The following is a 25,044-nucleotide window of genomic DNA, read 5'->3' as shown; positions in this document are numbered from 1 at the left end:
AGCGACATGCATGAAACCGGCGGATAAAACATCGCCAGACTTTAAAGGGCGATGAATCAGGTTAACATTATATTAGAATCAAATAGAAACAACTAAAGTTGAAGATGTAATTAATTATATCCCTGATAGGGTAAACTCACCCAGTGTTTTTATCAACAATTATTCAACGAATTTTGTTATATCGATTGTGACATTAAAAAGATTAAATTCCCCGGTAGAATCAGATGCAGCTAAATAATTAGTTTCTTTATTATATGCCTGAAAACGGTGTCATTTATTTTATTATCCCGCAACAGATAAGGCTTTTTACCCTGTCTGCTGGCGATACATCCGGTATGGCAGAACATCAATTCTGCCATACTCCTGATATCTAAGATGGTTAACACGCCGCAAGCACTTACATCATACCAACATACTTAATTACATAAATAAATCCTGGTTATCATTTTTCATATCCTGATATCGCCCACTATACCAGCAGGCAGAGATTTGCCAGGCAACCCCGCGCAATTCCGGAATAACAAACAAGATCACACGTATTATATGCGTGATAACATATGAAAAAGCGTACGCATTAACATGAATCACTTCACTAACGTCATTTAATCAGTGAAATGCGTTTTTAACCTAATTTCTCAGGATCAGGCGATTTTCCTGTGCTTTTGTTGCCAACATATACAATCCTGTCAGTGCCAACAATGATAGGATATGAATCATAGGCATAAGGTAACGTGGTGTTATGTAACTGGCTTACAGAGCCAATAATGTGGCATTCGTCCACATTTGTGGTCAGATCAAACCATGACACTTCGCCGTGTCTGCCCTTAGTTAACACGATCCTGATATCTTTGTCAGACATTTTTTCCCAACCTTCACCTATGACTTTATTCATAAGTACTTTCTGCGTTTTTAAATGTAATGCAAGATTGCGTCTGCCTAAAGTAGTTTCACAATTCTTTCTATATCGGGCCACGTTTAATCCTTCACTATTTATCTGATAGTAATATCGTTCACCGGGCATTTTTTCAGCGAAACGCCTCATGCCACCAAAGGTTTCCGCAACATAAATAATTGGCTCAATAGCTTTATTGTTTTGAAACCTCCCTAATGTTCCATCAGTATCAATTGAAAGGGATTGAGAGAAACCACCGATTTTTTTGATAACTTCAGGCGAACGACTATCGGCCCGAAAAAGTAACTTAATATCATTTTCAATAATAATATTACACATAGCTAGCACCTGAATAATTAATCATTAACTCATTGAAATAAGGATTTAACTTAAGATAATATAAGAAAAACATGTTATTTTACACACTGTTGAATCATTGTTGTTCTTGTTTGTATCTCCACGTATGGATAACGCATAGCCGACATTTTTCAGTGTTCTAACTGCTGGCTATTTAGATTGAGTTTAAATAACAGCCGTGAAAGGTTGATCTATGTCAAGTTTTATAAATTTATTCAGGTAATAATACTCCCGAAAGACCTGAGCAATTAAATACACTGCAATTTTTTTCATTTCGTTTCGTTCGCCATTCTCGGATGGCGTTTTTTTTAATGTTTTATCCATTTCGTTTTATAATTGTTTAATATTAATTTTAAATAACCCGCTTTTATTTAAAACTCGTTTAATTATATTATAATTATTCGCTAATGATTATTGTGGCCGACTGAGTAAATCTCCTGCCATACTGGTCCTACATTGACTGCAGCAGCCCAGTTAATCAGCATTGCACGTTTCGTGCCCACTATGTCGTACTCGCTCCAGCCGTCTGGCACGAAGACTGGAAAGCAGAAATGTGATAACAAAAACAACGGCAAACAGTACAACAATGGTTGGCGCTGGCGCACTGTCAATAAAGAAAGAAAGGTAAACCCCAGTCAGCGAGATAACCACCGATATCACCACCGCAAACAGCAATGCCCGCTGGAAACGCTGAGTAAGTAAAACAGCTATTGCGCCCGGCGCAATCAGCAGAGACACTGACAAAATAATACCGACAGATTTGAGCGTGGCGACGATGGTAAGCGATACCATACTGAGTAAACCATAATGCAGCCATGTGGTGGGTAATCCGCAGGCTTTTGCCTGCTGAAAATCAAAGCAAAATAGCAAAAAATCACGCCATTTCACCGCAATGATGCCAGCAACCAGCACGGCGATGATCAGCGTCTGCTGGCTATCATCCGGTGTGATACCGAGCATGTCACCAAATAAAATATGGTCGAGATGCACCCCGGGCTTCATTGCAATATACAGGATCAGGCCGCTGGCAAACATACCGGAAAAGACAATCCCCATCAGGGTATCCTGCTTTATCCGGCTATGTTCTTTCAGATAACCGGTGGTTAGTGCACAGAACAAGCCGGCGACAAAAGCCCCTGCACCCAGCGGCAACCCCAGCAACCATGCCAGTACAATGCCAGGAAACACAGCGTGACTCATAGCATCACCCAACAGCGCCCAGCCTTTCAGCACTAAAAACACCGAAAGAAGCGCGCAGGGGATGGCAACCAGCAGCGCGATCCACAACGCGCTGTTCATAAAACCGAAATGGAATGGTTCAAGCAGCATTGTCAGCATGTCGCCCTCCTGAAGCGCGCCGGTTACGTCGGCGACCCGCCAGCAGCCCGTGCGTCGGCGCAAAAATAAACGCAAGCAGAAAAAGGATTGTCTGGGCAACCACGATAATGCCGCCGGTCGCCCCATCAAGGTAGTAACTGGCCCAGGCACCGAAAAAGCTGGTAACACTGCCAATAGTGACAGCGATACACAACAAATGAGGAAAACGATCGGAGAACATCCAGGCGGTTGCGCCAGGGGTCACGACCAGACAAATAACCAAAAATGCACCAACGGTTTGCATTGCGGCTACTGTAGAAGCCGCCAGCAGCGTGAAGAAAATCAGTTTCAGCCAGCGGGTACGTAAACCGATGGTGCGCGCATGATTTTCATCAAAAAATGTCACCATCAGATCTTTCCATTTAAAAAACAGCACGATGATGGAAACCCCACCGATAATGGCCAGTTGTAATATATCGGCAGGCGCGATCGCCAGGATATTGCCCAGCACAATGGTCTGAACATTCACTGCCGTGGGATTAAGCGAAACAATAAACAATCCCAGACCAAAAAAAGAGGAAAAAATTAACCCGATAATGGCATCTTCTTTCAGACGCGTGCGCTGATTGAGAAATAACATGCTGCCGGCCGCCAGACCACCGGATATGAAGGCTCCCAGCGCAAAAGGTAATCCCAGCATCCAGGCTCCGGCAACCCCTGGCACAATCGAGTGTGAAAGCGCGTCACCAATCAAGGACCAGCCTTTAAGCATCAGATAACAGGAGAGAAAAGCACAAAGTCCGCCAACGACCGCCGATACCCACATTGCATTGAGCATGTACTGATATTGAAAAGGTTCCAGCAAGGTTGTCATCGTCAGTTCCCTTCCTGCGGTGCACTGCGCTGTGAAATAAACGGCCGTTCATCATCAGTAATAATGCGCTCGCCGGAACCGCTCAGTACGACCTGACGCAATACACCGTCAAAAGTGCGTTCAAGGTTTTCCATAGTGAAGGTTGTTTCAGTCGGTCCGCTTGCCAGCACCGTGCCTTTCACCATCACGCTAAAGTCACAAAACCCTTTAACTGAACCAAGATTATGGGTAGAAACCAACATGGTTTTGCCCTCTTCACGTAATTCATGCAGCAGGCTGATTATTTTTGCTTCGGTCTTAACGTCAACCCCGGTAAAAGGTTCATCAAGCAAAATTAGCTGCCCCTGCTGAGCAATGGCTCTGGCAAGAAAAACCCGCTTTTTCTGTCCTCCTGACAACTCACCTATCTGGCGCCGGCGAAAAGCCAGCATATCGACGCGTTCCAGCGCCTCAGTGACACTGCGTTTATCGGCGGCGGCCGGAATGCGCAATACCCCCATATGCCCATAACGTCCCATCATGACAACATCTTCGACCAGCACCGGAAACGACCAGTCCACTTCTTCTGCCTGGGGAACATAGGCGACAAGATTTTTTCGCAAGGCCTGACGTGTTGTCAGGCCGAGCACGGCGATGCTTCCTGAGGCCGGCCGAACAAATCCCATTATTGCTTTAAACAGCGTCGATTTACCGGAGCCATTAACGCCTACTAACGCGGCGATAGCGCCGGCTGGCACCTGAAAGGTTGCCGAGCGAAGTGCGGTATGACCATTGCGATAAGTGACGGTGACATCGGAAACGGCAATGCCCGCCGCGTTAGCCGTATTCATGATTTATCCTTCATCCCCGCTTTAATACCCTCGACAACGGTGCCGGTTGTGACCTTGAGTAAGTCGATATAGGTTGGTACCGGTCCGTCACTGGCACTGAGTGAATCAACGTAGAGTACACCGCCGTATAGCGCGCCGGTTTCCCGGGCAACCTGCCTGGCCGGTTTATCGGATATCGTGCTTTCGCTAAACACGGCTGGTATATGGTCTTTTTTTACCCGGTCCACCACTTTGCGTACCTGTTGTGGTGTTCCCTGCTGATCGGCATTAATCGGCCACAAATAAAGCTCTTTCATACCCAGATCGCGCGCAAGGTAGGAGAAAGCCCCTTCACTGGAAACCAGCCAGCGCTTATTCTGCGGAATTTCAGCCACCTCTTTTCTCAACGGCTCCAGCGTACTGATGATTTTTTTCTTATAAATCGTGGCGTTCTGCTGGTAAATCACAGCATGTTGCGGATCATATTTCATCAGGGCATCCCGGATGTTATCAACATAGATCAGGGCATTATCTGGGGACATCCAAGCATGGGGATTGGGTTTACCGTTGTAGGGACCTTCCGTAATTCCCATTGGTTTGACGCCCGTGGTGACAACCACTTCCGGCACGCCATTCAGATGCTGATAAAAACGTTTGAACCACAATTCAAGATTCAGCCCGTTTGCCAGAATAAGCTGTGCACCCTGCGCCCGCTTAATGTCTCCTGGCGTTGGCTGATATTCATGGATTTCTGCACCAGGCTTGGTAATTGAACTGACCTCTGCCGCATCACCTGCGACGTTTTTTGCCATATCAGCAATAACGGTAAATGTTGTGACTACTTTGAATTTACCAGCAGCCCAGGCAGAACCACTGCTGCTAAGCAATATCAGTACAGCGAGCAACAACGTGTTTGGTTTCTTTCGGTCGTACATGACTGTTGATCTCCACAGGGTTGAAATAGCAAAGGCTATACTTTATACCATTTGCTATATTTTTAGCATAGTCTGTGTAGAAAACAGGTTGGACAAATGTTGTGCGCAGGATAATGATTTATGATTAAATATCATAATGTTATATTGTTTTTGCGGATTTGATAGCAAATACCAATGAAAGAAACAGATCAATACAGTCAGCAGCTAAGTTATTTTTTTGCTTGAAAGAAAGCGATTATTAAGGCGTTAATATCTTTCATCACACCTCTCACGGAATGATTATGAAACCAGATTTCTTAACGGCTCGGTGGGTTGTCGTTAGCCTGTTAACGCTGCTTAGTTGCGACGTACAGGCGGCAGAATCCGATACTGCCCGCGCAGCAATGGTGCAAGACGATCATGGACTGGTAGTGACCTTCTCCGCCAGCCAGTCAAAACAACTTTATCACTACCTGGAAAAGGTTGAGCAGCAGGAAGGTTATGCAATCAGTTCGGGGGCGGCCGGTTCGATCTATTTAACCAGCCCGGCGGTTAGTTGCAGACGCATTAATCCTGGTAACTATGGCCGCAGTGAAAAAGACGACAGTGCCGATTTGTATCACTGCGCCATGCGCATTGACAGCCACGGGGTCAGCGCCCCGCCCTGATACGACAGCGCTAATCCAGTGCCAGAATAGCGTCAATTTCAATTTTCAGATCGGCTGAAAATAACGCGCTGAACTGCAGTAACGTGCTGGCGGGTAAATGATCGCCATATTGCTGGTAAAGCAGCGTACGAAGTGCGGAAAGTGATTCCAGCTGAGTCAGGTACAAAGTCACCTTAACCAGCGCGCTAAGATTACATCCTTCCTCAGTGGCAATTACCGTTAGCTGGCGAAAGATCTCCCGCGCCTGAGCGATGACATCTTCGCCCTGGGCAGCACTGCCAAAAGCAGTCAGACCCGAGACATAAAGCGTGTTATTGTGTTTTACAGCATGCACATAGGGTGAATTCACCTCACCAAGAGATGAATAAATTTTGCGCGTTAATGACATAATAATTCCCTTTATATAATGATAACCGGGGTTCTGGCAGTGAAAACGGCCATCATCCGCAGGCAGTCTCTCTGGCGGAACGCCGTGTAACCCCGATCGGCTCCGGCTGCGTCACAACATGATCGCTGGTCAATCCGCTGCAGGCTATGTTATAACGTTTTCCGCTCCTGACCGATTGTAAGGAAGAAGATGATGAAAATCAAAATGCAACTTTCAGCCGCGGTTTTAGTCCTGGCAGCGGGTAAAGCCGGCGCATTTCAGGCCAGGGTATCCATGCCTGAGGGTAATAATGCCAGTCAACGTCTTGCGGCGTTTAAGATTGTGCTGGCTGACGGCCGTTCTTTTCAAATCGGCGTTTGCGACGCCCACTCGGTTAACGGCTGTAACTGCCCGTTCTGTACCCAACTGCGTAACGCCGGGCGTTAAAACCAAATTTGTTACCCGCTGGCGCGAGTCCGGCAGAGTTTTCCATCTTCAACTGGCACGTTGCATGTTTGTTTTATGATGGAATGCTCTGCGGTAAGCGGCAGGGGGTTGATGATAAATCCGGCTAAAAATCCGCGTGAAGGTTTGCTGTGAATCGAAGCCATATTTCAGGCAGATATCAAATACCCGATCATCGGTATTTCGCAAATCCGCCGCAGCCAGACTCAGCTTTCTGTTACGAATATAGCTGCCTAAAGGTTCACCCTGATGCTGCATAAAAAGCCGTTGTAAATGCCATTTGGAATAACCAGAATGGCGGGCAACATCATCAATTTTTAGTGGCTGATCGAGATGCTGATCAATCCAGTCAACAAGTGTTTCAATAACTTGTCCCGAAATGTTCATATTCCCCCCTTAGTGTTTGCAAATTGAGTACAGGCGCTGTAGCGTCCTGCTGCCGGGACGCTGGCAAGCAAATCGCCCGGCTAACGCTGAAGCCGCTAATAAGATTAAACCAAACAACGCGTCTCCCCTTTCACAGTGCAGCTGCAGCAGTCTGATACTGACGGGTACAGTGTGAAAAGAGTTGAATATGAGTGAGTAAACACTCATTATATGAAGGTGGAATGATTCGTCAAGCCCGTTTTATTCAGACGGGGTTGATTGCAGCCTGTGATACAACGTGGTTCAATCGAGCGTGCTAGTTAATATTTGTTTTTAAAAGGTAACGAACGTGGCGCGTCCCAAAAGTGAAGATAAAAAGCTGGCTTTGCTGAATGCGGCTACCCGGGCTATTGCTGAAAGCGGTATCGGCGCCTCTACCGCGCAAATTACCCGCTATGCCGGGGTGGCTGAAGGGACGTTATTTCGCTATTTCGCCAGCAAAGATGCGCTGCTTAATGCATTGTATTTGCATCTGAAGCTTGATCTGGGTAAATCCCTTATTAACAATGTTGACCTGTTAACCTGCTCGCCAAAGATTTTTTTGCGACATTTATGGCATAACTGCATTGACTGGGGCGCGGCGAATCCCTATGGCTACCTCACCATGCGAAAGCTGGCAATCAGCGAAAAAATTACCGATGCAACCCGGGAGCAGGTTCTTCAACTTTTTCCTCAGCGCCGTCAGCATCTTGAGTCAGGACTGCTGCCTGAATTTTGTGTTCCGCCCTTTCGTGCCTACAGTGATGAAATTTTTCTGGCTCTGGTGGAAACCACTATCAAATTTATTACCGCTGAACCCACGCGAACCGATGAGTTTAAGCAGGTGGGTTTCGATGCACTATGGCGTGCACTGGGAAAGCAGGATAACTAACCGCTATCGCCGCGCCACCTGAGCAATTACTTTTGTTGCGGTGAAATAATATGCAACAGCTCATACAGGGTATCGTGCAGATGCTCTCCGCGTCGGTATGCCTCACGAATCACCTGATTACCTTTTATCACCGTTTGCGGTTGCTCAATAAACTGCCCTGCCAGCTGCTGGTGTTGATCAAGCACCAGCACGTAGGGAATGGCAATGCGCTCAATACCGAGCAGCATTTTCAGCGCCCTTTCTGCCCTGGCTTTACTGATAATTTTCATTTCAATATGTGGCTGCATCTGACACAACAACGCCATCGCGCAAAGGTTTATCTGACAGTCAGGACACCACATTTCAGCGGCAACCAGCAGGCTGTAGCCTTTGTCAATTGCCGCTATCTGCTGCAGTGTGGTCAGCGGCAGCGCTTGCGCACTTAGCCGCTGCTGAAAACTGTGCACGGCGGCAATTTCAGTCGCCAGCCCGTCCTGTGCATACTGTTTAAAATCACGTCCTGCTGCCAGTAGTAGCTGAAAATCCTGCATTATTTCATCCAATATCCGGGCGGTGGGCATTGAGTATGTCGGCGGGGTACGGTCAGCGTCAAGCCTGGCGTTAACCTTAATATCTGCCTGGGACCCTGGCGACAGGACTCTGATATTGCAACTTGACCTTACAAAAATAATGGGAATTTTTCTGCACGTCGTGCCGCGCTGAACTACGCTAGAAGACTGAATGATAACGACGCGGGAGACGCAATCATGAGCAATCAGCATAACAAACCCACCACCACGGATGCCGGCATTCCGGTAGCCAGTGATGAACATTCGCTCACCATTGGCCCGGATGGCCCGATTTTACTTCACGACCATTATCTTATTGAGCAGATGGCCAACTTTAACCGTGAAAGAATTCCGGAGCGGCAGCCGCACGCGAAAGGGAGCGGCGCGTTTGGCTTTTTTCAGGTTACAGAAGATATCAGCCGCTACACAAAAGCAGCGCTGTTTCAGCCGGGAATAAAAACCGATGTAGTGATGCGTTTTTCCACGGTAGCCGGAGAGCGCGGTAGCCCGGACACCTGGCGTGACCCGCGTGGCTTTGCCATAAAGTTTTATACCAGCGAAGGCAATTACGACATGGTGGGGAACAATACCCCGGTATTTTTTATTCGCGATCCGATGAAATTCCAGCACTTTATTCGATCACAAAAGCGACGAGCCGACAATAACTTACGTGATCATGATATGCAATGGGATTTCTGGACGCTGTCACCCGAATCAGCGCATCAGGTTACCTGGCTTATGGGTGACCGCGGTATACCGAAAAGCTGGCGTCATATGAACGGCTATTCCAGTCATACTTATATGTGGGTAAATGCGCAGGGTGAAAAATTCTGGGTTAAATACCATTTTAAAACCGATCAGGGCGTTAAATGCCTGACACAGGAAGACGCAGATAGGCTGGCCGGCATGGATGGCGACTACCACACCCGCGATCTGTACAATGCCATTGATCAAGGTGAATACCCCAGCTGGACCCTGTACGTGCAGATTATGCCTTTTGCTGAAGCAGAAACCTACCGCTACAACCCGTTTGATTTAACCAAAGTATGGCCACACGCAGACTATCCGTTGATCAAAGTTGGCAAGCTGCAACTCAATCGTAACCCGGTTGATAATCATGCCCAGATTGAACAAGCAGCCTTCGAACCCAATAATCTGGTGCCGGGTATCGGACTGAGTCCGGATAAGATGTTGATCGGGCGAATTTTTGCTTATGCTGACGCTCATCGTGCCCGTCTGGGCGTTAACTATAAACAGATACCGGTGAACGCCCCGCACGCCCCGGTAAACAGCTACAGTAAAGATGGTGCGATGCGGATTAACCCGGTGAGCGATCCGGTATATGCCCCTAATTCCAAAGGGGGTCCGATCGCCGACGGTACGCGCTATCCCACCGATGCAACCTGGCCTGCCAGCGGTGACATGGTGCGCGCAGCTTATACTCTGCGTAAAGATGATGATGATTTCGCTCAGGCCAATATGCTGGTCAATCAGGTCATGGATCAGGCCGCCCGCGATCGGCTGGTGAGTAACGTTGCCGGGCACCTGTTGGCCGGTGTCGAAGAACCAGTTTTATCGCGGGCTTTTCAGTACTGGCGCAATATTGACGCGGCGGTGGGTAAACGCATTGAAGAAAAAGTCATGGCAGCACGCGCCAGCAGATAAAACCGTCTGAATAAATCGCCCCTGAATTATCAGGGGCAGATTAATTAACGCTGACAGTCAGGGCGATAGGTTGTAAACACCGCTGTGCAGCGTATAACCGTACGATTTAGTGCTGTTGCTTGTCACCGAGAAAAAAGTACCAGAGCGGGACCGAAAGCAACAGGGTAAACACCAGACTGTAACCTGCTACCATAAAACCTTCAGTGATATACAGCTGCAGCGGCCATTCGCTGAGCGGCAGATGATACTCGTCAATAATGCCACCGACAATGGCATGTCCCATGACCACACCCACCAGTAATGCCACGATAATCACCGAACAGACAAATTTTATCGCCTGACGTGACAGTGGAAAAATGGCTCTCATAATGTTCCCCTTTGAGTATTAAGGCGGTTAGTTTACGCGATGGTGACGCGCAAGCCAATGGTGACACGCCCTATCACCACTGTTGTCAAACCAGAGGGTGATTGTATGCCGCTTCAGACGATATCATCCACCACGCCACCATCAACGCGTAGTGCTGCCCCAGTGGTAGCCGACGCCTGAGATGAACAGATATAGACCACCATATTCGCGACTTCATCAACGCTGGCGGCCCGTTGAATCACTGAGCTGGGGCGCGCCTCCATCACGAATGCTTTCGCCAGCGCGTCAAGGGATTTGCCGGTTTTCTGCCGCTCTTCTTCCAGCATGGCAGCTAAACCATCGGATAACGTCGGTCCAGGCAACACGCTGTTCACCGTCACGCCGCTGCCCGCAACATACTTTGCCAGTCCGCGAGACAATGAAAGTTGTGCCGTTTTACTGACACCATAGTGGATCATATCAGACGGGATATTACGGGCCGATTCTGAAGAAATAAAAACCACCCTTCCCCAGCCTTGTTTTACCATTGCCGGCAACAAGGCCCGTGACAGCCGCACGCCAGACATCACATTGGTTTGCCAGAAATTTTCCCAGGTTTCATCGTCTGTCTGATAGAAATCCTGCGGGCCGTAAATGCCGGCGTTATTAACCAGAATATCCACCGGTGGCAAGGCGTTAATTAATGTGTTAACGCCGGCGGCATCGCGCAGATTGGCGGCCAGCGGAATAATACTGGCCGCCGGGAGCGCCGTCTGTAACCTGGCCTGCGCTTTTTCAACGCTGTCGCTAGTGCGACCATTAATAATAACCCTGGCCCCGCTTTGTGCCAGGCCGCTGGCAATAGCATAGCCAATTCCGCCGGTGGATGCGGTAACCAGCGCCGTTTTTCCACTTAAATCGATTTTCATCAGTACCTCAAAGATGATGGGATGACACAGCAAACTTGCCGTATTGCGAATAATAAGCCTGGTTGAAGGTCATGGAAAATCAATCACCACCACACACATCGCTAAGTGGAAACCGGCCGCCAGCTGCGATAAAAAAAGCGCACCCGTAGACGCGCTCAGACCAGCGATATTGTATTGCAATAAAAGGCTAACCGCTGTCGGTTCAGGGCCATCATGACCAGGGAAAATCCCTGAACCTTTTTCAGTGGGCGGCGTACAGGGATTACCGTCGTCGCGCAGGCAACAAACTGAATGCGCTAAGCCATCTGGATATTGATGCGGGTTGAAGCCTTGTCAGAGAGCCGGCTATCAGGAATGGTACAGTCGCCAGCGCAGATGCAGCACCTGCGCTGGCGACAAGCAGATATTATTACATCTCGTAGCCGGGTTTTTTCACCAGCCGATCAATTTCCGCCCGGATACGCGGGTCGTAAACCTGTGTTTTCCAGTTTTCTTTTGCGACAGGATGCAGGGCAACAGACAGGGATTCATCACGGGAACCAAAATGTTTTTTTACCACTTCGCACAGATCGTTCGCCAGCGCTTGTTGCTGTTCATCACTGAGGTCACGGGAGAAAAATGATAATTCGATATGTGGCATAACCAGGTCCTATAGCAAAGGATTTAACATCAGATGAGCGTACAACAACCAGAGATCGCATGCTACGCATTCACAGCATAGCCTGCCTGTCGCCATCGCACAGCATCGCTTGTGCTGCAACAGGCTACGCCCCCTGGCGGATTCCGATAGCGGGCTGTTTGTGTCTTTGCCCGCAAATAACGCAAAACTTGTTACTTTAAATCACCGTTGCTGGCTATTATCCTGCTAACCTTCTGATGACAGCTTGTCAGCCGGATAACATTAACCAAGGAGCGACACCATGAAATTACCGTTCAGGAAAACACTGATTGCCATCAGCGCTGTACTGGCTTTTGCTGCCAGCGTACAGCAGGCGCAGGCCCACGCACATCTTAAAACCTCTGAGCCCGCAGCGAAAGAAGAAGTGACAGCGTCACCTAAGCAGCTGACGCTGACCTTTAGCGAAGGCCTTGAGCCGGCATTCAGTGAAGCTACCCTGAAAGACAGCCAGGGGGCGCTGGTACCGACAGGAAAATCACTCGTTAGCAAAAGTAACGGTAAACAGCTGGTGGTGCCGCTCACTGCACCGCTGGCCGCGGGTGCCTACCAGGTCAACTGGCATGTGCTTTCTACCGATGGTCATAAAACTAAAGGTGAGTACAGTTTTACCGTAAAATAACGTACTCAGGCGCCGCCGCGCGCCTTTCACAGCGTTATTGGTGACAAATAGCGCTGTAGCAAAGCAACATCTCTTCTCGCGAATAATTCGCCCGGCAGCCAGCCTGCATCAGGCTTTGAACAGGGGGTTACCGGCTACTGGCACGCATACTAGCAATATCAGCTAAGCACTCTGATTAATTACCTGATGTGGAGTTAAATGATGAAAACCGTTGCTATTATCGCCCCTAGTGCTATGGGGGCTGCCGTTGCCAGCGTACTGACAGCGCATCGTGTTGAGGTATTAACTCTGCTGACGGGACGCTCTTCTGCCTCTGCAGCACGCCCCCGCCAGGCAAAAATGACCGCAGTGAATGCGGATGAACTGATGAAAGCTGAAGCTATTTTTTCCATCGTTCCTCCGGCCAACGCAATGACACTGGCCACTGAACTTGCGCCGCTGCTAGCACGCAGCAGGACTAAACCGCTCTATGTCGATTGCAATGCGGTTAGTGCCCGGCAGGTTGGCAAAATTCACGCAGTAATTGATGCAAGCGGCGCCGGCTTTGTTGATGGGGCAATTATTGGTCTGCCACCTTCTGACGCGCAGGAAAAAGGACCGCGTTTTTGGTTCGCTGGTGATGATGCCCCGAAGCTTAGCTGGTTGAGTGATGCCGGCTTGCGGGTGAAAATAATGGCCGCCGAAGTGGGAGCCGCTTCGGCACTGAAAATGTCCTATGCCGGAATTAATAAAGGCATCACCCTGCTCAGTACCCTGATGCTGATTAATGCCAGCAGAGCCGGTGCGGCAGAGGCGTTATGGCAGGAGATGACTGATAGCCAGCCTGCGCTGATGGATCGCCTGCGTCAGGCGATCCCCGATATGTACAGTAAAGCGTGGCGCTGGGCGCCTGAAATGCAAGAGATTGCCAGCCTCAACCAGGGTGAACTGCCTGGTGATGTGGTTTATCATGCGCTGGCGCAGCTTTGTCGGCAACTGGCAGATAATCAGCAGCATCAAGATGATTACAGGCGGCTACTGAACAACTTTTTACAGCGCAAAGAATAACTATTACGTTATTTTACCCGTGTCTGACTTGTCACCGCACTCCGCATCGTTAAGATTGTTATCACTTCGTTATGCGGATGGTTTATGCTGAATCAACATCACATGGGCAGGTTTTTTTTATTCCTCGCCTGCCTGCTTGTCATCATCAGTATCAGCCAGCGAGTGGCAACGCATCGCCTGTTTGCCCTGCTGTCAGCACCAGAGATATCCGGCACGCTGCAAGGTTCGACGACAGAGTATGAAACGCCCGATGATATCGCCACGCTCAGTTGCGAACTGAACCCTAAATCGCTGAGCGGGACTCTGCCGCAACTGGCAGAAGCGTCACTATTTTTTCTGCTGATATTCTAAGGCATGCTGGCACTGCGGTTGCTGCTGATTGCTCGTCTACCCGCGTCACCACAATCCTTTCCTGCGCGATGTCGCCTGTATCTCGAATTTTGCAATCTGCGTGAATAAGTCAACCGGTATTGAGTTCAACCGGGCTATGGCTTACTTACGGAGATAATTATGTTTATGCGTTTTATCAGCAGCCTGTGCGGCCTGCTGCTATGGCTACCCGCCGCCTTTGCTGCGGACAGCGGCTGGTTGCACCATCCTCAGAATGGCTATGCCAACGTTCGTTTACGTGGCAACAGTCAGCAGCTGCTGCTGGAAGTAAAATTGCAGCCAGGCTGGAAAACCTACTGGCGTACACCTGGTGAAGGGGGGATTGCACCCAGCCTGCGCTGGGATGATCCATTGATAGAATCTGAATGGAACTGGCCTACGCCGCAGCGTTTTGATATTGCCGGTAACTCAAGCCAGGGCTATCAGACTCAGGTCAGCTTCCCATTGACGCTTAAAAATATCCCGCCGGGCAGAACCCACGGTACCCTGACTCTTTCTACCTGCAGCACTGTTTGTATCATCACCGATTATCCTTTTTCACTGGATTTCAGCCAGCCTGCCGATCGCGACTTCAGTCATGACTATGCTCAGGCAATGGGACAGGTGCCACTTGACAGGGGTCTTACCGATCAGCTGCAAGCCGAGTACCGGGCGGGAGAAATTCAGGTGAAAGCCCGCCGGGCGGCCGGTTGGGATCGGCCAACATTGTTTTCTGATAATCCGGCAAATAGCCGCACTGGTGAACCGGTGGTACAGGTTGATGGTGAACTGCTTACCGCGTCAATACCGGTGACAAATGAAAAGGGGGAGGCTGCCGCTAATCTGCGCGGTTCTACGCTGTCGCTGGTGCTGGCCGATAATGGCATGGCCCAGCAAAGTATGCTGACCATCGGCGCCCCCCTGATGCTCAATGAAGCTGAGCCGATAACTCTCTGGCAGATCTTACTGCTGGCGCTGGCCGGCGGTCTGATACTCAATATCATGCCTTGTGTTCTGCCGGTGCTGGCCATGAAACTCAGCAGCGTAATGACAGTTGAGCGGCAACAAAACCGTATGGTTCGCGCGCAATTTCTCACCTCAGCCGCCGGCATCATCGTTGCTTTTATGACGCTGGCAATATTAATGACCGTATTAAGGCTCACGCATCAGACTGCTGGCTGGGGCTTTCAGTTCCAGCATCCCTGGTTTATCGGCGTGATGGTGGCCGTGACGGCATTATTCACAGCTAACCTGTTAGGTCTGTTTCATCTCCGGCTGCCAGCGGCCTTTAACACCCGTCTGACGACATCCCAGAGCAACAGTTATCGCGTCTGTTTTCTGCAAGGCATGTTTGCGACTTTACTGGCGACGCCCTGCTCGGCCCCCTTTGTCGGCAGCGCAGTCGCCTTCGCGCTGGCGGCGTCACTTCCTCAGCTATGGACCATTTTTATTGCTCTCGGCACAGGAATGAGCCTGCCATGGTTGCTGATAGCCGTTTACCCTGTACTGGCACACCACCTGCCGCGTCCCGGGCGCTGGATGATTTTACTACGTCTATTACCTGGCCTGATGATGCTGGGTTCCTGTCTGTGGTTACTCAGCCTGATGGTTAACCATACCGGCATTTTCTCCGTATTGCTGGCCGGCAGCATCGTACTGATTTGCCTGCTGGCTGCTTTTGGTATCAGCAAGGCACGCGTCAGGCTTTTATCGTCAGCAGCGGTGCTCTCTTTTTCGTTGCCGCACTGCTCCCCGGTTTGCAGCCTGATGGCTACTGGCAAAAAAAGTTACAGGACAATATTCACTGGCAACCGCTGTCTGAGCAGGCTATTTATCAGGCTTTGTTGCAGGGTAAGCGAGTGTTTGTTGATGTTACCGCCGACTGGTGTATCACCTGCAAAGTCAATAAGCTTAACGTTATCCTCAACAACAGGGTGCAAAACGCCTTACGGGCAGCAGACGTGGTGGCATTACGCGCTGACTGGACCCACCCTTCACCAACCATCCAGCGCTTCCTGCAGGATCGCCACAGTGCGGCAATTCCGTTCAATCAGGTATACGGCCCCGGGCTGCCTAACGGCAGGGTGCTTTCGCCATTACTGACAACCGGCGCGTTATTAAGTGCACTGGATCAGGCCAGAGACGAGCCGCTATGAAAAAACTGATGAGTGCCCTGCTGTTGGTTTCAACACCGTTACTGGCGGCCACGCAGTTATTTTTTATTCCACAACCGAAAGCGCATATTGAAACATTCACGGACGTCCCACCGGTGTCAAATTCCGCTATGCCAGTACAAACTGCTCCGGCCGGCAACCAGTGCGCTGGCCAGTCGCCGCGCATCCCGGACTGTTCATGGTGGTGCTTACCGATTACAACCGCCCGCACTGTAAACATTTTGCTGCGCTGCTGGAAAAAATTATCAAAAACCAGTCGGAGATTGCGTTGATATTAAAACGCTTTGCAGGATCCCGCCCGGCTAACTTCTTAATGCTAGCAACTACAGCAAAATAATTTGCTGGCGTTCAATGAGAACAGCCAGACCCGGTGAGATGAGGTTTAGCCTGTTTTTTGTACTGCTGGAACCGTAATGAAATAGCAGGTTATGCGTACATTGCTATAGTATGAAAAAGCGCTTATTATTTTTGTTAATCAATCAGTTTCAACTCACTCACCATTTACGTAGCCGATTAACGGCGTTGATTGCTCCCCGCTGTCACCGCCGCTGCAGCCTGCGCCTGGGTCATGGTAATAAACTCACGCAGGTTTGCCCCTTGCATACCCTGGCGCCAGATAAGCCAGGTATCAAGGTAACGGTAATGTTGAGACAGTGACCAGGCAGTGACTGAATGGCTGCCTGGCATACTTTCCAGCATGCTGCGCGGCATTAACGCCAGTCCGCTACCGGCAATAACACAGGCCAGCATTCCATGATATGACTCCATTTCATATATTCTGCCGGGCAACACGCCATCATCATGAAACCAGCTTTCAAAATGACGCCGGTATGCGCAGTTTGCACGAAAAGCGTACAACGTCGCGCCCTGTACCTCACGGGCGCGGCTAATCGCTGGGTGTGCCGCCGGCACCACAATCATCATCTCCTCGCGGTACACAGCAATGCCGGTCAGTGCCGGATGCAAAATCGGCCCGTCAACAAATGCCGCGGCCAGTTCTCCCTGCAATACGGCCTCAATTAATTCCCCGGAAGGCCCGGTTTTCAGCGCTAGTTCAACCTGGGGAAATTGCTGATTGTAATGAGCCAGTAATGACGGAATACGCACAGCAGCACAACTTTCCAGCGCGCCCAGTGGAAAAATACCCTGCGGCTGACGACCGCTGACGGCATTTTTCGCCTCACTGACCAGATCAAGTATGCGATTGTTGTAGTCGAGAAAATGGTGGCCAGCGGCAGACAACCGCATACGCTGACTCTCCCGGATAAAAAGCTCAACGCCCAGCTCATCTTCCAGTTGCTTAATGCGGGTAGTCAGATTAGACGGCACCCGATGCACCCGGGCCGCCGCCGCGCTGATACTGCCGGTTTCCGCCACGGCACGAAACATCTCCAACTGGGTCAGGTTCATATCAATTCTCAAAATATGAATAGTTTTGTTATTTTTATTCATTTTTAATTAATCCTGCAAGCGGTAACAATCATGCCATGACTTTGTAAGGAGCAATCAACGATGGCAAATGTAACTCCCCTTCCCGCCCGTTCAGTCAATCCCACCAACGGCGAAATCCTCAACGAATGGCCCTGGGATAGCCAGCCGGTTATTAGTCAGTTACTGGAAACTGGCCATCAGGCCTTTGTGGAATGGCAACAGACTCCGCTGGCACAACGCGCCAGCACGCTGCAGCGTCTGGCCCAGCTGATTCGACGTGATAGCGAAAAAATGGCGCGCTTGATAGTGATGGAAATGGGTAAACCGATTAACCAGGCACGCGGCGAAGTAGAAAAATCGGCCAGACTGTGTGAATGGTATGCCCAGCACGGACCGGCGATGCTGGCAGACGAACCGGCACCGGTTGAACAAGGTGAGGCGGTGATTGCTTACCGACCGCTTGGTATGTTACTGGCCATCATGCCGTGGAATTTTCCGCTGTGGCAGGTGCTGCGCGGTGCAGTGCCGGCTCTGATTGCCGGCAATGTCTGGCTGCTCAAACCGGCACCCAGTGTCATGGGTTGCGCTTATCTGATCCGTGACTGGATAACGGAAGCTGGCTTTCCTGCCGGTGCGCTAGGCGTTCTCAATGTGGCGCCCGATGTGGTATCGGCAGTGATGGCCGATGAGCGTATTGCGGCAATCACCCTCACCGGCAGCGTTTCCGCCGGTGCGGCCGTCGCCAGCCGTGCGGGCGCGCTGGTAAAAAAATGTGTACTGGAACTGGGCGGTTCTGACCCTTTTATTGTCTTAAAGGATGCGGATTTGGATGAGGCAGTCCAGGCCGCCGTCACCGGACGTTACCAGAACACCGGCCAGGTCTGCGCCGCCGCTAAACGGATGATTGTTGAAAAACCGCTCGCAACAGAATTCACCCGCCGCTTTGTTGCCGCAGTCAGTAAGCTTAACGTCGGCGATCCGATGGCAGAAGAGACCTGGATAGGCCCCATGGCCCGGGCGGATTTACGCGATGAACTGCATCAGCAGGTACAGGCGTCACTGGCTGAAGGCGCAAGCCTGTTACTGGGCGGCAATAAAGTGCCAGGCCCTGGTAACTGGTACCAGCCAACGGTACTCGCTGACGTTACCCCGACAATGACGGCATTCCGCCAGGAATTGTTTGGTCCGGTAGCCGCCATTAGCGTAGCACAAGACGCAGAACACGCACTGGCACTGGCAAACGACAGTGATTTTGGTTTGTGTGCCACCCTCTACACCGCAGATATGGCACTGGCTAACAGGATGGCACAGCGTCTGCAATGCGGTGGAGTATTTATTAATGGTTACAGTGCCTCCGATCCGCGGGTTGCCTTTGGCGGCGTGAAAAAAAGTGGTTTTGGCCGCGAATTGTCACATTTTGGCGTTCGTGAATTTTGTAATGCCCAGACCGTCTGGCTCGATCGTAAATAATATTGCCTGCCTCAGACAGGGTACCCGTGTACCCTGTTACCAACCTTTCATTTATACGCTTAGCGTTGTGAAAATACTTTTATCTACGTAGCATCTCATAGCAGATAGCGCTTTCAGCAATACCGACTCTTTATTGAGATTAGGTTATGAATAGTCTATTTACATTTGTCATTTTTAAAGATATGTTTCCCGTCAGTTGATGCTGCGCATCTTGTTTTAACGCAAATGAACCGGTGCAGTTTTTTGCATATCAGCAAAGCTATAATTTACTTATTTGCAGATATGAATTTTACATTCCTGATAGCGAGATAATATTAAATTGCGCGCTACTCCTGCTTTCAACCAGAGTTTGCTATCGCAATTTAAAAGGAGTCTGACATGTCTTTTCTTTCTATAACTAAACCCAGCACACGTCATTATTTTGTCGCCTTATGGGCCGGATTTTTAGGTGGCAATCTGTCCAGTTTTGTTAAATGGGGAACGGAAAATCCTATGCCACCCCGTACACCCGATCGGGCAATTCCTCCTGCTGAAATGTTGTATGATCTCGGCTTAAAGGTCGATGAGATGATCTATCACTATTCTGGTCATGTTGTTAACTGGGGGATTTCGGGGGTACATCATCTGTTTTCCGTTGTATTTGCAATGTTTTATTGTTTTGTTGCTGAAGTGTTTCCGGCTATTAAGCTTTGGCAAGGAGCCGCTTTTGCCATCCTGGTAACAATTGGCTTCCATGGTATTCTGTTGCCAGTATTCAACTGGGCGCCACCTTTATGGCAACTGCCTGCCCATGAAATTATCTCAGAGACCCTGGGGCATATTTTATGGATGTGGGCGATCGAAGTGGTGCGCAGAGATATCCGCAATCGCATTACCCGACAGCCAGACCCGGAATTCCAATAATTTTAATCTCTACTAATTAATTATCCCCCTGGTGGAAATCCCAGGGGTGACAACGTTATCTTCGCCGCCCATTCTGTTTTTTCTATTGCCATTTGTGTTAAGTCTTCATTATTTTATGAACTACAGAACAGTTTGCTAAAAATATGCTATAGACAGAAAAAATGTAAGGTTTTTTGGGGGGGTTTTTAGCCAGCATTATTACCGATAATCCGCTCTGAAGCCGGCGGCTGATTACCCTGATACTCCCTTTTCTTTACTGACGACAGCCGCTTCGCAGGGGTTCGATACCTGATGCTGATTATTTATTAAACGGCGCTCTGCTAAGCAGAATATTATCAATCATGTCCAGCACCCCATCCTGATTATTATGTCCGGCAGCCAGTCGTCCTGGCGTGCGCATAATATCAGCGGCATTGGCCATGACAAATCCCCAGCCGGCTTTATCCAGCATTTCATGATCGTTGCCGCCATCGCCAAACGCAACGGTTTCTTCATCACTGATCCCCCACAGGTCCTGCAGGATGCCAATGCCGTTAGCTTTGTGGATACCTGGAATCATCAGATCTGCCGAACCATGCCCGCTGGACACCGGTGTCAGCATACCCGCCATCTCATCACTGATGTGCTGCATAAACGACTCAAAATGGTGGTCATCAATATTCAGGGCAAATTTATACACCGTATCTTTAATTTCACAAATATTATCAATCACTTGTAAATGATGATAAAAGCGGGACATATGCTGAAAAAACGCCTCGTCAAACGGACGACGAATGTAAGCACTGTGAAAACCGCAAATCACCGTTTTGATAAACTCATACCGATCCAGTATCGCCAGGCACTGTTCCCATTGCTGACGTGGAAGTTCGGCAACAAACAGCGGTTGCTGCTGGTTAATAACACAAGCGCCGTTCTCGGCAACAAAGGCAATTTCGGCGTGAATATCCGGAAAAAAAGAGCGCAGCTGGTAGTACTGATTACCGCTGGCAACTACAAAACGAATACCCTGTGTCTGCATCTGCACATACTGACGGGCAAACCGTGGGTTGTCATAGCTTTTGTTATCGCGTAAAAAGGTGCCATCCATATCCACTGCGATCAGTCTGACGCTCAAAGTGATACTCCTTACGGCCTGGTTTGATGCTCAAAGCATAGCGGCTGAAAAGGAAAAAATCCTCTTCAGTCCGCCGTCAATTTTGTCAGATTCTGCCAGCTGTCAGGCAGAAAATGCACGGTCAGCGTTTAGTCTGAGCCGCGGTTTATAATGCTTTCAGGGTGTCTTCAATGGTTTGCTGCCAGGGGGTGGTCGGACGGCCGATAAGCTGACTCAGGGTATGGCTGTCATCAAATAACCCTTGTTTTGCCGCCCCGCTATCTGAATCGGCGAGCATGGCAGCCAGCCCTTCAGGCAGCCCCGCCTGTTTCAGCCGGGCGGCAAAATCCGCCTCGCTCAGATTCTGATAGCTAACCGTTTTGCCACTACTGATTGCAATCTGTCCGGCGAACTCCTGTAAGGTGTAAGCACTATCCCCTGCCAGTTCATAGGTTTTACCGGCATGATTGTTTGTAGTCAGTACCGCTGCCGCCGCTTCGGCGTAATCCTGCCTGCTGGCAGAAGCAATACGTCCGCTGCCGGCCGCGCCCAGCAGAACCCCATGAGATAACGCAGCGGCAATACTGGCCGCATAATTTTCGCTATACCAGCCATTGCGCAATATGACAAAAGGAATTCCGCTTGCTTTTAACGCCGCTTCGGTTGCCCGATGTTCAACGCCAAGACCTAGCGGAGAGCGATCAGCATGCAGCAGGCTGGTGTAGGCAATCAGTTTCACTCCGGCCCGGCGCGCAGCATCAATCACCGCCTGGTGCTGCGCTTCACGCTGCCCCACTTCACTGGATGATATCAGCAACAGTTTTTCTACCCCTTGCAGGGCCGTGGTCAGAGTTTGTGGCTGAGCATAATCGGCCTTGCGTACTTGTACGCCACGTGCGGCGAGATCGGCAACTTTCTCTGACGAACGCACTGCTGCGACGATGTTATCTGCCGCAATCGTGTTCAGTAAAGTCGTAATGACTTTACGACCCAGCTGGCCGCTGGCACCTGTTACAGCAATCATATGCACTCCTCAATGTTATTAATAATGGCATTTACGCTTTTCACGCCCCCAGCTTACCCCTTATACTTACAAAAAGTAATTACTTACAGAAATGTTAGTATAAGGAACATGGTGATGATGGTGAAATTGCCCGCCGGCAAGCCCGGCAAAGGTGAACTGCTTAATGCTGACTGCCCTTCACGTGAGGTACTGAAAAGACTGACCGGGCGCTGGAGTTTATTAGTGCTGATTGCTCTGAAACAGGAAACACTGCGCTTTAGCGCGCTGAGGCGACGTATTGGCGGCGTTAGCGAACGCATGCTGGCCCAGACATTGCGCCATATGGAAGAAGATGGTTTCATCCAGCGCACGGCTTATGAGGTGGTCCCGCCCCATGTTGAGTATCATCTCACTCCGTTGGGACGTGAAGCTGAAAGCCGAATCGCCGTACTGGCAGACTGGCTGGAAAATAATCTGGGCCGCATTATGCAGCATCGCAGTGCAGCTGCTGGTGAAACGGCTGTTGGCAACAGTGAGTAAACAGATCAGATCAAAATTAATATCTGCTAATTTAGCGTTACAAATTCTTTTCATAAATTGACATAAGGCGTTATTCTGAGCCCCTTTTTGATTGCGCCAAATGGCTTTTGCTCATTAATACCTCTGATGAATATACGTATAACGCTCACCCCTTACGGTGCACTGATGACAGTGACCAGCGTGCTAATTTGCCCACCATTAATGGCCTTCGCGGCAGATAACCAGACAACGACCCCGACGGAAACACTGATTGTCAGTGCCCGCCAGACGGTGCCTTCCGAACTGGATACGCCGGCAGCGATCGGTGTCGTTGATGGCAGCGATTTGCGCCAGGCAACGCCACGGGTTAACCTTTCTGAAGGATTAAACGCTATCCCAGGGCTACAGATTCAGAACCGGCAAAACTATGCTCAGGATTTGCAGCTTTCCGTGCGCGGCTTTGGCGCCCGTTCAACATTCGGCGTGCGTGGCGTGCGCATTTATGTTGACGGCATCCCCTCCACCATGCCTGACGGCCAGGGACAAACCTCAAATATCGATCTGAATTCGGTAGACAATGTCACGGTGTTGCGCGGCCCTTTTTCTGCGTTGTACGGTAATGCAGCCGGTGGCGTGGTCAATATCAATAGTCAGCAAGGCAGCCAGCCCGCCACACTGGAATATGGTAGCTGGTACGGCAGTTATGGCAGCTGGCGCAACAGTATTAAAGCCAGCGGTGCCGTCGGCGATGGCAGCCATCCCGGTGACGTTAATTATCTGGTTTCTGCCAGTCGTTTCACCAGTCATGGCTGGCGTGAACACAGTGCCGCACAGAAAAATCTCGCCAATGCCCAGCTGGGTGTGCGGATTGACGAACGCAGTAGCCTGACGTTGCTCTTTAACTGCGTGGATATTACCGCACAGGATCCCGGCGGACTCACGGCTGAACAATGGCAACAAAACCCTCGCCAGGTTGCTGCCATTGTCACGCAATATAATACCCGTAAAACCGTTAGTCAGAGTCAGGCGGGTCTGCGCTATCTGCGTGAAATCACGCCACAAGACGATCTCAGTCTGATGCTTTACGCCGGTATTCGTCAGACAACGCAGTACCAGTCAATTCCCTATAGCACACAGTTAAAATCTGATAATCATCCCGGCGGCGTTATCGATCTCACCCGTCATTATCAGGGGGTTGATAGCCGCTGGACCCACCGTGATAACGTCGCGGGGATTCCGCTTACCCTGACTGGCGGACTGGATTATGAAACCCTGAGCGAACGTCGCAAAGGCTATGAAAACTTTATCGCCAGTTCAGCGGGTTATACCTATGGCGAAAAAGGACATTTGCGCCGCAATGAACGCAATCTGGTGTGGAATATTGATCCTTATCTGCAAAGCAGCTGGCAGCTTACTGAGCGGCTTTCCCTCGACGCCGGGCTGCGCTACAGCATGGTCAATTTTGACGATAACGATGATTACATTACCGACGGCAACGGCGATGACAGTTACAGTAACCATTTCTATCAGTGGCTACCGGCCGGCGCGCTGAAATATGCACTGACCCGCAGCTGGAATATCTATGCTTCCGCCGGACGCGGCATGGAAACACCAACCCTCAATGAGCGTTCATACCGTAGTAGCGGCGGTAATAATGCCGGTCTGAAACCGGCTACCAGCAACAGTTACGAGCTAGGCAGTAAAGCCCGGATTGGTTTTGGTTTACTGAGCATGGCGCTGTTTGCCACCGACAGCCAGAATGAAATTGTGGCCGATAGCAGCAGTGACGGACGGACCAGCTATAAAAATGCCGGTAAAACCCAACGCCGCGGGCTGGAGCTCGGTTTTGACCAGCAATTTGCCTATGACTGGCGCCTGAAAATGGCCTGGACCCTGCTGGATGCACGCTATCGCAGCAATGTCTGTGGTACTGCGGATTGCAATGGTCATCGTATTCCGGGTATCGCCCGCAATATGGGCTACCTGTCAGTTGGTTATCAGCCGGAAACGGGCTGGTATGCCGCCGGCGATTTACATTATATGAGCAATATTGCCGCTGACGATGAAAACAGCGTCATCGCGCCAGCATATACGGTTGCCGGAATCGACAGCGGCTATAAAATTCGCCACGGTGACTGGCAGCTGGATCTTTTTGGCCGGATAGATAATCTGTTTGATCGTCACTATATCGGGTCGGTGATCGTCAATGAATCGAACGGGCGTTATTATGAATCGGCCCCGGGGCGCAATTATAGCGTCGGTGCTACCCTGAGTTACGCCTTTAACTGA

General features: G+C 50.0%; 26 protein-coding genes and 1 pseudogene. 13 read left to right on the top strand and 14 right to left on the bottom strand.

From position 1 onward, the window contains the following. Window positions 1-622 precede the first annotated feature (622 nt). The 5 genes from BL249_RS02670 to BL249_RS02650 form a co-directional block, all read right to left on the bottom strand. Entirely contained in the window at window positions 623-1,231 is a 609-nt protein-coding gene (locus tag BL249_RS02670; RefSeq protein ID WP_099704947.1) for a hypothetical protein, read from the bottom strand. Between the two features lie 492 nt (window positions 1,232-1,723). After that, window positions 1,724-2,587, bottom strand: coding sequence for a metal ABC transporter permease (locus tag BL249_RS02665; RefSeq protein WP_099704946.1), 864 nt, complete (start codon window positions 2,585-2,587; stop codon window positions 1,724-1,726). Continuing rightward, window positions 2,568-3,440: an iron/manganese ABC transporter permease subunit SitC gene (gene sitC / locus BL249_RS02660; protein WP_099704945.1), complete on the bottom strand. Its 873-nt coding sequence runs from the start codon at window positions 3,438-3,440 to the stop codon at window positions 2,568-2,570. The genes BL249_RS02665 and sitC overlap by 20 nt, the downstream gene beginning before the upstream one ends. A gap of 2 nt (window positions 3,441-3,442) precedes the next feature. Further along, window positions 3,443-4,270: a manganese/iron ABC transporter ATP-binding protein gene (locus BL249_RS02655; protein ID WP_099704944.1), complete on the bottom strand. Its 828-nt coding sequence runs from the start codon at window positions 4,268-4,270 to the stop codon at window positions 3,443-3,445. Further along, on the bottom strand, window positions 4,267-5,184 hold the full coding sequence (locus BL249_RS02650) for a metal ABC transporter substrate-binding protein (protein WP_099704943.1): 918 nt from the start codon (window positions 5,182-5,184) through the stop codon (window positions 4,267-4,269). The genes BL249_RS02655 and BL249_RS02650 overlap by 4 nt, the downstream gene beginning before the upstream one ends. Window positions 5,185-5,465: 281 nt before the next feature. Between BL249_RS02650 and BL249_RS02645 the strand changes: the two genes are divergently transcribed. Then, window positions 5,466-5,831 (top strand): hypothetical protein, encoded by a 366-nt coding sequence (locus BL249_RS02645; protein WP_099716835.1) that lies wholly within the window; start codon window positions 5,466-5,468, stop codon window positions 5,829-5,831. A gap of 10 nt (window positions 5,832-5,841) precedes the next feature. Here BL249_RS02645 and BL249_RS02640 read toward each other — a convergent pair whose 3' ends face one another. Next, the gene (locus tag BL249_RS02640) at window positions 5,842-6,222 is read right to left on the bottom strand and encodes a RidA family protein (protein WP_099704941.1); all 381 of its coding nucleotides are present in this window, start codon (window positions 6,220-6,222) and stop codon (window positions 5,842-5,844) included. Window positions 6,223-6,408: 186 nt separating this feature from the next. Here BL249_RS02640 and BL249_RS02635 point away from each other — a divergent pair, with 186 nt between their 5' ends. Further along, complete coding sequence (locus BL249_RS02635) at window positions 6,409-6,645, top strand: hypothetical protein (RefSeq protein WP_241898826.1); 237 nt, start codon at window positions 6,409-6,411, stop codon at window positions 6,643-6,645. Between the two features lie 48 nt (window positions 6,646-6,693). Here the strand turns inward: BL249_RS02635 and BL249_RS02630 are convergent, their stop codons facing one another. Continuing rightward, a complete protein-coding gene (locus BL249_RS02630; RefSeq protein ID WP_099704940.1) occupies window positions 6,694-7,050 on the bottom strand; it encodes a RamA family antibiotic efflux transcriptional regulator in 357 nt (118 codons plus the stop codon). A 328-nt stretch (window positions 7,051-7,378) separates the two neighbouring features. On the opposite strand from BL249_RS02630, the gene BL249_RS02625 reads away from it, so the two are divergent. Next, complete coding sequence (locus BL249_RS02625) at window positions 7,379-7,960, top strand: TetR/AcrR family transcriptional regulator (protein ID WP_099704939.1); 582 nt, start codon at window positions 7,379-7,381, stop codon at window positions 7,958-7,960. Between the two features lie 26 nt (window positions 7,961-7,986). On the opposite strand, the gene BL249_RS18910 is transcribed toward BL249_RS02625, so the two are convergent. Further along, complete coding sequence (locus tag BL249_RS18910; RefSeq protein ID WP_158233070.1) at window positions 7,987-8,490, bottom strand: thioredoxin family protein; 504 nt, start codon at window positions 8,488-8,490, stop codon at window positions 7,987-7,989. A gap of 216 nt (window positions 8,491-8,706) precedes the next feature. Here BL249_RS18910 and BL249_RS02615 point away from each other — a divergent pair, with 216 nt between their 5' ends. Beyond that, window positions 8,707-10,173, top strand: a complete 1,467-nt coding sequence (locus tag BL249_RS02615) for a catalase (protein ID WP_099704938.1) — start codon at window positions 8,707-8,709, stop codon at window positions 10,171-10,173. Window positions 10,174-10,279: 106 nt separating this feature from the next. On the opposite strand, the gene BL249_RS02610 is transcribed toward BL249_RS02615, so the two are convergent. The 3 genes from BL249_RS02610 to pptA form a co-directional block, all read right to left on the bottom strand. Further along, complete coding sequence (locus tag BL249_RS02610; protein ID WP_099704937.1) at window positions 10,280-10,540, bottom strand: DUF2534 family protein; 261 nt, start codon at window positions 10,538-10,540, stop codon at window positions 10,280-10,282. 113 nt (window positions 10,541-10,653) lie between these two features. After that, window positions 10,654-11,448, bottom strand: a complete 795-nt coding sequence (locus BL249_RS02605) for an SDR family NAD(P)-dependent oxidoreductase (RefSeq protein ID WP_099704936.1) — start codon at window positions 11,446-11,448, stop codon at window positions 10,654-10,656. A gap of 409 nt (window positions 11,449-11,857) precedes the next feature. Beyond that, entirely contained in the window at window positions 11,858-12,088 is a 231-nt protein-coding gene (gene pptA, locus BL249_RS02600; protein ID WP_099704935.1) for a tautomerase PptA, read from the bottom strand. 280 nt (window positions 12,089-12,368) lie between these two features. Here pptA and copC point away from each other — a divergent pair, with 280 nt between their 5' ends. The 5 genes and pseudogenes from copC (at window position 12,369) to BL249_RS18905 (ending at window position 16,673) form a co-directional block, all read left to right on the top strand. Further along, window positions 12,369-12,746: a copper homeostasis periplasmic binding protein CopC gene (copC, locus tag BL249_RS02595; protein ID WP_099704934.1), complete on the top strand. Its 378-nt coding sequence runs from the start codon at window positions 12,369-12,371 to the stop codon at window positions 12,744-12,746. A 198-nt stretch (window positions 12,747-12,944) separates the two neighbouring features. After that, window positions 12,945-13,793, top strand: a complete 849-nt coding sequence (locus BL249_RS02590; RefSeq protein ID WP_241898825.1) for an NAD(P)-dependent oxidoreductase — start codon at window positions 12,945-12,947, stop codon at window positions 13,791-13,793. An 84-nt stretch (window positions 13,794-13,877) separates the two neighbouring features. Next, window positions 13,878-14,144: a hypothetical protein gene (locus tag BL249_RS02585; RefSeq protein WP_099704932.1), complete on the top strand. Its 267-nt coding sequence runs from the start codon at window positions 13,878-13,880 to the stop codon at window positions 14,142-14,144. Between the two features lie 159 nt (window positions 14,145-14,303). Continuing rightward, window positions 14,304-16,318 (top strand): annotated as a pseudogene (locus BL249_RS02580) (protein-disulfide reductase DsbD family protein). Window positions 16,319-16,514: 196 nt separating this feature from the next. Beyond that, complete coding sequence (locus BL249_RS18905; protein ID WP_158233069.1) at window positions 16,515-16,673, top strand: hypothetical protein; 159 nt, start codon at window positions 16,515-16,517, stop codon at window positions 16,671-16,673. Window positions 16,674-16,849: 176 nt separating this feature from the next. On the opposite strand, the gene ptrR is transcribed toward BL249_RS18905, so the two are convergent. After that, the gene (gene ptrR, locus BL249_RS02570; protein ID WP_099704957.1) at window positions 16,850-17,746 is read right to left on the bottom strand and encodes a putrescine utilization regulator PtrR; all 897 of its coding nucleotides are present in this window, start codon (window positions 17,744-17,746) and stop codon (window positions 16,850-16,852) included. A 102-nt stretch (window positions 17,747-17,848) separates the two neighbouring features. On the opposite strand from ptrR, the gene BL249_RS02565 reads away from it, so the two are divergent. Together BL249_RS02565 and BL249_RS02560 are read left to right on the top strand one after the other, a co-directional pair. Further along, complete coding sequence (locus BL249_RS02565; RefSeq protein WP_099704930.1) at window positions 17,849-19,237, top strand: aldehyde dehydrogenase family protein; 1,389 nt, start codon at window positions 17,849-17,851, stop codon at window positions 19,235-19,237. Window positions 19,238-19,615: 378 nt separating this feature from the next. Further along, window positions 19,616-20,140 (top strand): YagU family protein, encoded by a 525-nt coding sequence (locus tag BL249_RS02560; protein WP_099704929.1) that lies wholly within the window; start codon window positions 19,616-19,618, stop codon window positions 20,138-20,140. Between the two features lie 298 nt (window positions 20,141-20,438). On the opposite strand, the gene BL249_RS02555 is transcribed toward BL249_RS02560, so the two are convergent. Next, on the bottom strand, window positions 20,439-21,254 hold the full coding sequence (locus tag BL249_RS02555; RefSeq protein ID WP_099704928.1) for a Cof-type HAD-IIB family hydrolase: 816 nt from the start codon (window positions 21,252-21,254) through the stop codon (window positions 20,439-20,441). A gap of 145 nt (window positions 21,255-21,399) precedes the next feature. Continuing rightward, window positions 21,400-22,257: an SDR family oxidoreductase gene (locus BL249_RS02550; protein ID WP_099704927.1), complete on the bottom strand. Its 858-nt coding sequence runs from the start codon at window positions 22,255-22,257 to the stop codon at window positions 21,400-21,402. 117 nt (window positions 22,258-22,374) lie between these two features. Here BL249_RS02550 and BL249_RS02545 point away from each other — a divergent pair, with 117 nt between their 5' ends. Both BL249_RS02545 and pqqU read left to right on the top strand, forming a co-directional pair. Continuing rightward, window positions 22,375-22,776, top strand: a complete 402-nt coding sequence (locus BL249_RS02545) for a winged helix-turn-helix transcriptional regulator (RefSeq protein ID WP_099704956.1) — start codon at window positions 22,375-22,377, stop codon at window positions 22,774-22,776. A gap of 165 nt (window positions 22,777-22,941) precedes the next feature. Beyond that, window positions 22,942-25,044, top strand: a complete 2,103-nt coding sequence (pqqU, locus tag BL249_RS02540) for a TonB-dependent receptor PqqU (RefSeq protein WP_199073419.1) — start codon at window positions 22,942-22,944, stop codon at window positions 25,042-25,044.

Source organism: Erwinia sp. OLFS4, from assembly GCF_002752165.1.
Classification (GTDB): domain Bacteria; phylum Pseudomonadota; class Gammaproteobacteria; order Enterobacterales; family Enterobacteriaceae; genus Izhakiella.
The sequence above is the reverse complement of the archived record's forward strand: the minus strand, read 5'-3'. Positions and strand labels throughout refer to the sequence as shown.